The organism is Sandarakinorhabdus rubra (assembly GCF_010994245.1).
GTDB lineage: Bacteria > Pseudomonadota > Alphaproteobacteria > Sphingomonadales > Sphingomonadaceae > Sandarakinorhabdus > Sandarakinorhabdus rubra.
In genome coordinates, this window is sequence record NZ_WMHO01000113.1 from 1 (window position 1) to 8,187 (window position 8,187).

The window sequence follows — 8,187 nt, forward strand, 5'->3', positions numbered from 1 at the left end:
CCGCCGCCAGCCGATGCCGGCTGCGGCGCCGGTTCGGCCGGTGCAGCGGTGGCCGCGGGCGCTGGGTCGGCTGCGGCGCCTTCCACCTCGGCCTTCAGGCGGGTGAAGAAGTTGTCTGCATATTGCTTGGCCGTGCCTTCGATCAGCCGGGCACCTAGTTGCGCGAGCTTGCCGCCCACCTGTGCCTTCACCACATAATCGAGGCGCGTCGCGGCCGGCCCCAGTTCGGTGAGCGAAATGTCGGCGCTGCCCTTGGCAAAGCCGGCAACGCCGCCCTTGCCTTCACCCACCAGCCGATAGCGTTCGGGGGCGACAATGTGCTCCAACCGCACCGTGCCGGCAAAGCGCGCCCTGACCGGGCCCACCTTGGCATTGAGCTCGCCATCGAACACCGGCGTATCGCCGTCGCTGCGGGTCAGCCGTTCCACGCCGTCGATGCAGCGGGCCAGCACATCGGGATCGTTCAGCGCCGCCCACAGGGCGGTCCGCGCGGCGGCGATTTCAACCTGTCCTGCCAGTTCCATGCCGATCCGTCCGCCTTCGATTCCCGGCGCCCCGCCGCATCTGTCGCAGCCAAAAGGCGCCCTGCCAGATTTTGGCTTGCCGCCGGGGAGGCCCTCGAGTCAATGCGGGTGATGCCGATCCCGGGCACCCCGGCCCCCTAATCCGGCCGCCGCGCTTGACAGCGCCGGCGAAAAGGACACTTAGCGTGACAAAACACTATCCATTAATCACTTTGTCATCTAGGCTAGAGGGCCTAGGTGGTTGCGTTCAACATGGGGGATAGAATGAAATCGGACGCAACGCCCAGCGAACCCCTTGCGGGAGATCCGGCGAAGGGCGAAGCAGCGGTTGAAGAAACGATCGTTCGTGGCACGATGAAATGGTTTGATCCGGTCAGGGGCTATGGCTTCCTGGTGCCGGACAGCGGCAGCGGCAGCGACGTTCTTGTGCATTATTCGCTGGTGCGCGAACTGGGTCGCCGTACCCTGCCGGAAGGCGCCACCCTCACGGTGGCGGCAGTAGCGCGCGAACGTGGCCGCCAGGCCCGCCGCATCATCGATTGTGATCTGTCGACCGCCATCGGCCCCGATCCGGAGACGGCAGCGGCCAAGGCGGCCGAGCGCGCCAACCCGCAGGCCCTGCTGGCCGATGCCGGGCCGTTCGAGCCGGCCGCGGTCAAATGGTTCAACCGGCTGAAGGGCTATGGCTTCGTGGTCCGCCCGGATGCCGCCGAAGATATCTTCATCCACATGGAAACCGTGCGCCGCGCCGGGCTGGGCGAACTGCAGCCGGGTCAGCCGCTGGAAGTGCGGGTCGCGCCGGGCAACAAGGGGCCGCTCGCGGTGGCGGCCCGGGCGGCGGGCAGTAGCGATTGAACGAGACTGCCATGCGTATTGCGTTGTTTTTTCTGGCTGCTGTCTCCCTGAGTGGCACGGCGGCCGCCTGTCCCTTTGCCGATCTGAAGCGCGGCACGGCCATTTTCGAAACCGCCAAGGGCCGCTTCACCTACAAGGTGGAATTGGCGCTCACCAGCCAGCAGCAGGCGTGTGGCCTGATGTTCCGCGAGAAGATGGCGCCGGCGGCCGGCATGGCCTTTCCGATGAATCCGCCGAAGCAGGCCGCCTTCTGGATGGAGAACACCATCCTGCCGCTCGACATCATCTTCGTCTCGCCAGCCGGGCGCGTTCTGAATGTGCTGCGCGGCGAGCCCTATTCGCGTGCGCTGCTGCCCGCCGCCGGCATCACCGGCGAGGTGATCGAACTGAATGCTGGCGAGGCAGAGCGGATCGGCCTGAAGCCCGGCGATCGGGTGCGGCGAAAATAGGCCTTACGGCAGGCCTGCGCCAGGGACGTCGACCTGCGCGACAACCAGGTGGCCACGCGGTGCCGGCGCGCAATCCGACACCAGGGCCGATGGCGCCGTCAGCATGAACAGATGGCGGCGTTCGGGGCCGCCGAGCATGCAGGCATAACAGGGCTGATCGGTTTCGATCGTGTCCAGCAGGGCACCGCCCTCGGCCACGCGCACGCAGCGTGCCGCGCCGGCATCGGCCAGCCACACGGCCCCTTCGGCATCAAGGCAGGCGCCATCGGGCACGATGCCGGGCAGCGCCGCCCACACGCGCCGATCCTGCAGGCTGCCATCGGCCGCGATGCTGAAGGCCGTCAGCCGCATGCCGGTGCTTTCGCCCACGATCAGCGTTCGGCCATCGGACGTGATCATGCTGCCGTTGGGAAAGGCCAGATCGGGCGCAGCAAGATGCACGCTGCCATCGGGATCGACCCGGATCAGATTGGCGCCGACCGGATTGGCAATCACCGCCTCAAATCCCTGTTCATGGATCGCGGTTTCCAGATCGAGGCCGAAGTTGCCGACATAGGCGCGGCCCTCTCCATCCACCACCATATCGTTGGTGTGCCAGGCGGCAAGGCCGGACAGATCGGCATGGGTGGTGATCCGGCCATCGGGCCAGCGCCGCAGCAGCCGGCGCGACCGCATGGCCACCACCAGGAGCGACCCATCGGGCAGCCAGCCGAGCCCCGATGGCCAATCGTCGATCTGCAGTTCGGTGCGGACATGGCCAGCAAGATCGACCGATTTCACCGCGAAGGCGTGAAAGTCCGAAAACCACAGCCGGCCATCATGCCAGCGTGGCCCTTCGCCAAAATAGATGCCGTCTGCCAGATGTGTGATGCTGCGCGCCATGGCGTTCGCCCCCCCGATGGACGGCAAACCTAGACCAGAAGCGAAGGCGAGTCAGCGACGGAAGAACCGCCGCTGGTGCGCTCTTGTCAGCGGCGGAAGAACCGCCGCTGGTTCATGGGCATCGGCGTCGTCTTCTCACGGAACACGATGCGGCCCTTGTCGAGGTCATAGGGCGTCATCTCGACATGCACGCGGTCACCCACGATCGAACGGATGCGGTTCTTGCGCATCTTGCCGGCGGTGTAGGCGATGATCTCGTGCTCGTTTTCCAGCTTCACGCGGAAACGCCCGTCGGGCAGGATCTCGGTGATTTCACCTTCGATCCGGATGATTTCCTCTTTCGGCATGTTACGCCTGAATCCCGCTGGCAAACCGCATGAATGATCCTGTGTCTGGTGTCGAAGCCCGGCACGTCCATGGACGGCCGTCGGCCAGCCCCATGGCCCTTCGCAGCGCAAAAAGCAAGTGCGCCACCTTGGCAAGCCGCGCCAAAGCCGGCAGGTGTGGCGCCCGTTCAACAGGGGAATCGTCATGAAAAGTCGTGCCGCTGTCGCCTTCGCGCCCAACACGCCGCTGGAGATTGTCGAGGTTGATCTCGAAGGACCGAAGGCCGGCGAGGTGCTGGTGGAGATCATGGCCACCGGCATCTGCCACACCGATGCCTACACGCTGGAAGGCAAGGATTCGGAAGGCATCTTCCCCTCGATCCTGGGCCATGAAGGCGCCGGGATCGTGCGCGAGGTGGGCGCTGGGGTGACGAGCGTGCAGCCCGGCGACCACGTGATCCCGCTCTACACGCCGGAATGCCGGCAGTGCAAAAGCTGCCTGTCCGGCAAGACCAACCTGTGCACCGCCATCCGGGCGACACAGGGCAAGGGCCTGATGCCCGATGGCACGACCCGCTTTTCGTACAAGGGCCAGCCCATCTTCCACTATATGGGCTGCTCCACCTTCTCCAATTTCACCGTGCTGCCCGAGATCGCGGTGGCCAAGATCCGCACCGACGCGCCGTTCGACAAGGCCTGCTACATCGGTTGTGGGGTGACGACCGGGGTGGGCGCCGTGGTGAAGACGGCAAAGGTGGAGCCCGGCGCGCGCTGCATCGTCTTCGGGCTGGGCGGCATCGGCCTCAATGTCATCCAGGGCCTGAAGCTGGTTGGCGCCGATCAGATCGTCGGCGTGGACATCAACCCCGACCGCGAGGCCTGGGGCCGCCAGTTCGGCATGACCGATTTCGTCAACCCGAGGGATGTCTCGGGGGATCTTGTCGCCCATCTCGTCGCGCTCACCGACGGCGGCGCGGATTACACGTTCGACTGCACCGGCAACACCGACGTCATGCGCACCGCGCTGGAAGCCTGTCACCGCGGCTGGGGAGAGAGCATCATCATCGGCGTGGCCGAAGCCGGCAAGGAAATCGCCACACGGCCCTTCCAACTGGTCACCGGGCGGGTGTGGAAGGGCAGTGCCTTCGGCGGCGCCAAGGGCCGCACCGATGTGCCGAAGATCGTCGACTGGTACATGAACGGCAAGATTGCCATCGACCCGATGATCACCCACGTGCTCAGCCTTGAGGACATCAACAAGGCCTTCGACCTGATGCACGAAGGCAAGAGCATCCGCAGCGTGGTGGTATTCTGATGGAAACGCTCAGTCGCGCCGCCTGTCATGGCGGGGTGCAGAGTTTCCACAGCCATGCCAGCATCAGCACTGGAACGGCGATGCGCTTCGGCGTGTTCGTGCCGCCGGGAGCGGGCCCGTTCCCGGTGCTGTGGTGCCTTGCTGGCCTGACCTGCAACGAGGAAACCTTCGCCATCAAGGCCGGTGCGCAACGGTTGGCGGCCGAACTGGGCCTGATCGTCGTCACGCCCGACACATCCCCGCGCGGCGACGGCGTGGCCGATGACCCCGCGTGGGACATGGGGCAGGCGGCCAGCTTCTATCTCGACGCCACCGCTCAGCCGTGGGCCGCCCATTTCCGGATGCGCACGTGGCTGATCGACGAACTGCCGCAAGTGATCGCGGTGCATTTTCCGGCCGACATGGCGCGGCAGGGTATCACCGGGCACAGCATGGGCGGCCACGGCGCGTTGACCCTGGCATTGAAGCACCCCGGCCACTTCCGCAGCGTGTCGGCCTTCGCGCCCATCGTGGCGCCCACCCAGGTGCCGTGGGGCCAGAAGGCGCTGCCGGCCTATCTGGGCGATGACCAGGCGGCATGGGCAGCGCATGATGCCTGCGCGCTGATCGACGGCGGGGCGCGCGTTGCCGAATTGCTCGTCGATCAGGGCGAGGCCGACCAGTTCCTGGAACAGCAACTGCGCCCGGACCTGCTGGAAGCCGCCTGCACCCGCGCCGGCATCCCGCTGACGCTGCGGCGCCACGCTGGCTATGACCACGGCTATTGGTTCGTGCAGAGCTTCGTGGCCGATCACTTGCGCTGGCACGGGGCCCGGCTCTAGCGCGACAGCGTCACGGTGCTCTAGCGACCGGCACCTCGATCAGGGTCGGCGCATCGCTGGCCAGCGCCGCCTTGAAGGCCTCGATCAGGGCCGGGATGCTCTCCACCCGCACGCCCTCCACGCCGTGGGCTTCGGCCAGCGCCATGAAGTCGATGGCCGGCTCGGTCAGGTCCATTGCCACGAAGCGGTTCTCGCGCGCGCTGTGGTCGCCAATGGCCCGCGTGCGCTGCTTCAGGATCCGATAGCTGGCGTTGTTGAAGACGATGGTGACCACCGGCAGCTTGTAATGTGCCAGCGTCCACAGCGCGGCGGCGGAATACATGAGGCTGCCATCGCCCGACAGCGCCACCACCGGCCGGTCCGGGTTGGCCAGCTTCATGGCGGCGGCCTGCGGCAGCGCCACGCCGATGCCGCCACCGCGCATGCCGAACCAGCTGTCGGGCCGTGTGGCGGGCAGCAACTGGCGCACGGTGTTCATGCCGGATGACAGCAGCTCCTCGATGATGATGGCATCATCGGGCATCACTTCGCCCAGCCGCTTCAGCACCGCCATCGGATCGAGCGGGTTCGAGTCCATCGCCGCTTCGGCCCTGGCCAGCAGGGCCGCCTTCGCCTCGGCAATCTTCGCTTCCACCCCAGCGCGGCGTGCGTCCCCGCTGCCACGCACCTGCGCGGTCAGCTCCGGCAGCGTCGCCTTGGGGCAGCCCTGGATGGCGGCGGTGGCGGGGAAGTTCTTGCCGATTTCCCACACATTGTCGTCGAGGTGCACGAGCAGCTTGCCCGGCTCCAGACCTTCGACACCGGTGGCCTGGCTTTGCGTGAGGAGATCGGCGCCGATGGAGATGACCAGGTCATGGTCGCGGGTTGCCGCGCGCAGCGCCGGGGTCATGCGCGGCACGGTGCCGGCGAACAGCGGATGGTTTGTCGGGAAGGCGGCGCGGTTGGCCATGCCCTCCATGTAGACGGGCGCGCCGACGCTTTCCGCAAAGGCCACCATCTCGGCAAAGGCATCGCGGTTGGCGATGCAGTCGCCAGCAAAGATGATCGGGTTGGTCGCCGCACGGATTAGCGCCGCGGCCTTCGCCACTTCGGCGGCATCCCCGCGCACGCCTGCGCCGATGCGGGTGGGCGCGCCGAGATCGAGATCATGGGGCGCGATGGCCGTCAGCACGTCGCCGGGGATGGAGAGGAACACCGGGCCGGTCGGCGCGGTCAGCGCCACCTTGGCCGCCCGGCGCACGGCGCGCGGCAGCTCCTCGATGCTGCTGACCTCGAACGACCATTTGCACAGCGGCCGCGCCATGGTGGCGAGATCGTCCCACAAGAGCGGCTCGGTGAGACGGATCGACATGTCCTGCTGCCCGGCCGTCACCAGCACCGGCGCGCCGGCTTTCGCCGCGTTGTAGAGCATGCCCATGGCATTGCCGAGACCTGGGGCAGCGTGGAGGTTGCATACCGCCAGCCGCCCGGTGGCCTGCGCCCAGCCATCGGCCATGCCCATCACCACCACCTCGTTGAGGCCGAGCACGTAGCGCAACCGCTCCTCCACCACGAAGGCATCGAGCAGCGGCAACTCGGTGGTGCCGGGATTGCCGAAGATGATCTCGACGCCTTCGGAATGGAGGATATCGAGCAGGATATGCTTGCCGGCCCTGCTGGTATCAGGGGCGCTGTTGCTGGTCATGGGATCATCTCGCCTTCAGTCACAGGGGGCAGGCGCACCGTGCTGTCGAGCAGCCCGGCGCCGGGCAGATAGGCGCGGAAGATCAGCACGAACGGGCCCTTCGGCGCCGGCAGCCAGTTCACCACGCGTTCGCCCGATGGCTTGGCGTTCTGGATAAACAGCTCGATGCTGCCGTCGCGTTCGGGCCGCAGATGGCGCGACCGGTCGCCCACGGCATAGCGGTCGAGCTCGTTGGGCACGAAGAACAGCCGGCCGTCGGCATCGCGCTCATACATGGTCAGCGACCAGAAGCCGCCCACCGGCAGGCCGGCCGGGATCTTCAGCCGCCAGCTCTTCGCGCCCGAGAGCGCCTGGCCGGCGCCATCGCTGCGCGCCGTCACATAGACCGCCTCGACCCGCGGGAGCGCTGCCAGGCCCCCCAGCGCGACCCGGGCACGGGTGTCGTCATCCTCGCCATAGAGCGCCATGTTGAACGGCGGATAGACCCAGCCATCCACCGCCTCGCCCTGCTCCAGTTCACGCCGCACCTCGGCATAAAGGGCTGGCAGGCTCTGGTTCCAGCGCGCCTGCAGGTCGGCCGGCAGCGCCTCCCACGGCTGGCCGATGCCTTCATTGGCAAAGCGGCGCGCGCGCTCCACCAGCAACGGGTCACCCGACCGTTCGATGGCGGCATTGACCGCCGCCAGGAAGGCGCGGCCATCGGGGCGCGTGGGCAACTGCAGGTCGAGCGGGCGGCCCGGACCAGTGCCGGCCAGCGTGTATCGGGTGAGGGCATCGGCAGCGGCGGGCAGGTCTTCCGGCCCGTTCACCACCACGCGCACCAGCAGCCAGGCGTCGTTCGATTGCGCCTGCACGCGCTCCACGCCGGCTGGCAGCTCCCCGCGCCAGCCCGGCCCGACGATGGCATAGCGCCCGCCGTTGGCGCCGACGCTGCGGGTGCCGAGCACGGCGCCGACATCGCTGGTGATGCTCATCAGCGCGGCGGAGTGATAACGGGCAATCGGCGGGATCGAGAAGAACACCGGGCCATCCGAAAGGTCGAGCCAGGCCGAGGCATAGAGCGTGTCGTTGTTGGGCGTGGTCACGTCGCGGGTGGTGGCATCGGCCAGCGTGAGACGCGGGACGAGCGCGTTGACGCCGGTGCCCAGCCCCGCCTCGGCAATGCGGGACAGTTGTAGGCCGCGGGTGCGCAGCATTTCATAGGGCGCCAGGCCAAAGCGGAAGGCGCGTCGAAGGGCCTGGATTTCCGGCGTGTCGGGCAGCGGGGCGATGGCGGCGGGCTTCGGGGCTGGCTTGGGCGCCGGCTTGGGGGCCGCCTTGGGCGCCGGCTT

9 protein-coding genes are annotated in these 8,187 nt (G+C 67.4%); 4 read left to right on the forward strand and 5 right to left on the reverse strand.

Going from position 1 to position 8,187, the window contains the following annotated elements; translation table 11 throughout:
• On the reverse strand, positions 1–524 hold a 524-nt coding region (locus tag GJV64_RS08325; protein WP_164156799.1), incomplete at its 3' end, for a CoxG family protein.
• 264 nt (positions 525–788) lie between these two features.
• On the opposite strand from GJV64_RS08325, the gene GJV64_RS08330 reads away from it, so the two are divergent.
• Positions 789–1,379, forward strand: a complete 591-nt coding sequence (locus tag GJV64_RS08330) for a cold-shock protein (RefSeq protein WP_164156800.1) — start codon at positions 789–791, stop codon at positions 1,377–1,379.
• Between the two features lie 11 nt (positions 1,380–1,390).
• The gene (locus GJV64_RS08335) at positions 1,391–1,828 is read left to right on the forward strand and encodes a DUF192 domain-containing protein (protein ID WP_164156801.1); all 438 of its coding nucleotides are present in this window, start codon (positions 1,391–1,393) and stop codon (positions 1,826–1,828) included.
• Between the two features lie 3 nt (positions 1,829–1,831).
• On the opposite strand, the gene GJV64_RS08340 is transcribed toward GJV64_RS08335, so the two are convergent.
• Positions 1,832–2,710 (reverse strand): SMP-30/gluconolactonase/LRE family protein, encoded by an 879-nt coding sequence (locus GJV64_RS08340; protein WP_164156802.1) that lies wholly within the window; start codon positions 2,708–2,710, stop codon positions 1,832–1,834.
• Positions 2,711–2,796: 86 nt separating this feature from the next.
• Positions 2,797–3,057: a translation initiation factor IF-1 gene (infA, locus tag GJV64_RS08345; protein WP_017668801.1), complete on the reverse strand. Its 261-nt coding sequence runs from the start codon at positions 3,055–3,057 to the stop codon at positions 2,797–2,799.
• A 184-nt stretch (positions 3,058–3,241) separates the two neighbouring features.
• On the opposite strand from infA, the gene GJV64_RS08350 reads away from it, so the two are divergent.
• A complete protein-coding gene (locus tag GJV64_RS08350; RefSeq protein WP_164156803.1) occupies positions 3,242–4,351 on the forward strand; it encodes an S-(hydroxymethyl)glutathione dehydrogenase/class III alcohol dehydrogenase in 1,110 nt (369 codons plus the stop codon).
• The gene (fghA, locus tag GJV64_RS08355; RefSeq protein ID WP_164156804.1) at positions 4,351–5,172 is read left to right on the forward strand and encodes an S-formylglutathione hydrolase; all 822 of its coding nucleotides are present in this window, start codon (positions 4,351–4,353) and stop codon (positions 5,170–5,172) included. The genes GJV64_RS08350 and fghA overlap by 1 nt, the downstream gene beginning before the upstream one ends.
• 10 nt (positions 5,173–5,182) lie before the next feature.
• Here the strand turns inward: fghA and GJV64_RS08360 are convergent, their stop codons facing one another.
• Entirely contained in the window at positions 5,183–6,856 is a 1,674-nt protein-coding gene (locus GJV64_RS08360; RefSeq protein ID WP_164156805.1) for a thiamine pyrophosphate-binding protein, read from the reverse strand.
• The coding region (locus tag GJV64_RS08365; protein WP_164156806.1) for a DUF1254 domain-containing protein at positions 6,853–8,187 on the reverse strand (1,335 nt) is incomplete at its 5' end. The genes GJV64_RS08365 and GJV64_RS08360, both read right to left, overlap by 4 nt.

Excerpts from the sequence above, each read along its gene's own strand:
- GJV64_RS08330 (WP_164156800.1), top strand. The coding sequence starts at position 789 with ATGAAATCGGACGCAACGCCCAGCGAACCCCTTGCGGGAGATCCGGCG.
- GJV64_RS08335 (WP_164156801.1), top strand. The coding sequence starts at position 1,391 with ATGCGTATTGCGTTGTTTTTTCTGGCTGCTGTCTCCCTGAGTGGCACG.
- GJV64_RS08340 (WP_164156802.1), bottom strand. The coding sequence starts at position 2,710 with ATGGCGCGCAGCATCACACATCTGGCAGACGGCATCTATTTTGGCGAA.
- infA (WP_017668801.1), bottom strand. The coding sequence starts at position 3,057 with ATGCCGAAAGAGGAAATCATCCGGATCGAAGGTGAAATCACCGAGATC.
- GJV64_RS08350 (WP_164156803.1), top strand. The coding sequence starts at position 3,242 with ATGAAAAGTCGTGCCGCTGTCGCCTTCGCGCCCAACACGCCGCTGGAG.
- fghA (WP_164156804.1), top strand. The coding sequence starts at position 4,351 with ATGGAAACGCTCAGTCGCGCCGCCTGTCATGGCGGGGTGCAGAGTTTC.
- GJV64_RS08360 (WP_164156805.1), bottom strand. The coding sequence starts at position 6,856 with ATGACCAGCAACAGCGCCCCTGATACCAGCAGGGCCGGCAAGCATATC.